The 1,169-nt window shown below is 65.8% G+C and carries 2 protein-coding genes, 1 pseudogene and 1 riboswitch; of the genes and pseudogenes, 2 read left to right on the top strand and 1 reads right to left on the bottom strand.

Features of this window, described 5'->3' with window-relative positions; translation table 11 throughout:
* Window positions 1-517 (bottom strand): annotated as a pseudogene (locus ACGF5C_RS34940) (DNA ligase); the annotation flags it as partial.
* Window positions 518-630: 113 nt separating this feature from the next.
* Window positions 631-774, top strand: a riboswitch (cobalamin riboswitch).
* A gap of 34 nt (window positions 775-808) precedes the next feature.
* Here ACGF5C_RS34940 and ACGF5C_RS34945 point away from each other — a divergent pair.
* A complete protein-coding gene (locus ACGF5C_RS34945) occupies window positions 809-1,024 on the top strand; it encodes a CbtB-domain containing protein (protein ID WP_393308721.1) in 216 nt (71 codons plus the stop codon).
* A gap of 21 nt (window positions 1,025-1,045) precedes the next feature.
* On the top strand, window positions 1,046-1,169 hold a 124-nt coding region (locus ACGF5C_RS34950), incomplete at its 3' end, for a CbtA family protein (RefSeq protein ID WP_393308723.1).

A 1,169-nucleotide genomic window follows, 5' to 3' on the forward strand; every position in this document is an offset into this window, starting at 1 on the left:
TGCCCTCGAGCCCCAACCGCGCCGATTCGGCGAGCACATCGGCGCCGGTACCGGTCAGCCGCGGCGGGATGCGCCAGCTCGGGCCGCGCAGGCCGAGTTGTTCCAGCAGGCCGCGGCGTTGCTCGTACGGCAGGTCGATCAGCGGGCGGTCGCCGATGTGCAGCAGGTCGAAGATGAGGTAGGTGGCGGGTACCGAGCGCGTCAGTGCGCGGATCATGGCCGGATTGCGCTGGTGCATCCGCGGTTGCAGGGCGGCGAAGGAGGTACGGCCGTCGGCGGCGAAGGCGACGATTTCGCCGTCGACGACGATCGGCGGCACCGCGGGCGCGAGGTCGGCGAGCTCCGGCCAGGCGGCGGTCACATCGTTGCCGTTGCGCGAGATCAGCCGCAATTCCCGCTCGACGTAACCGATGGCGCGGATACCGTCGAATTTCACCTCGTACGCCCAGGCCGCACTGTCGGCGGGCAGAGCGCCGGCGGTCGCCAGCATCGCCGCGTATCGCGGCAATCCGCTCATGAGTGCCCACCTTTCGATTAATAGCTATTTCTCGGTTACTACCCTGGAATCCTCCTCTTACAGCGACGATGACGCTGACATTTCAGTCACGACCCGATCTCGCAATCCGCCGATTGACCAGCCGAACGGCAATTTCGTATGGTTGTGCGAGCGACGATTCGAGGAACCCGGTGAAAATCCGGGACGGTCGCGCCACTGTGAGCGTTTCGCCGGGCGGAATGTGAGTCAGATACTCGGATCGCGTGGTAACCACCATCGAGCGGGGACGCGCAATCCCCGGAGGAGAGTCACATGGCGACGTCCTATGTTCCCCGGTCCGGCCTGGAGTCGATTCGGCTCTCCATTCCCACGACGGCCCTGTGGCTGGGCGGCACCACGCTCCTGGCTCTGCTCGCCCTCTACTTCGTCGGCATCGATCAGGGCGCGGTCTCGATCTTCGGCGACGATATGCACGTGCACGAATTCGTCCACGACGCACGGCATTTCCTCGGCTACCCCTGCCACTGACCGCGGGATCGAGCCCCCACAATGGAAAAACGAATCATCGCCCGCGGTGTGCTGGTCGGTGCGATCGGCGGGCTGGCGGCCTTCGTCTTCGCGCGGATCCTGGCCGAGCCGATCATCGATCGCGCCATCGACTACGAGGGCGGGC

The organism is Micromonospora sp. NPDC047620 (assembly GCF_043205005.1).
Classification (GTDB): domain Bacteria; phylum Actinomycetota; class Actinomycetes; order Mycobacteriales; family Micromonosporaceae; genus Micromonospora.

Coding starts and splice junctions, on each gene's coding strand:
- ACGF5C_RS34945 (WP_393308721.1), top strand. CDS start 809: ATGGCGACGTCCTATGTTCCCCGGTCCGGCCTGGAGTCGATTCGGCTC.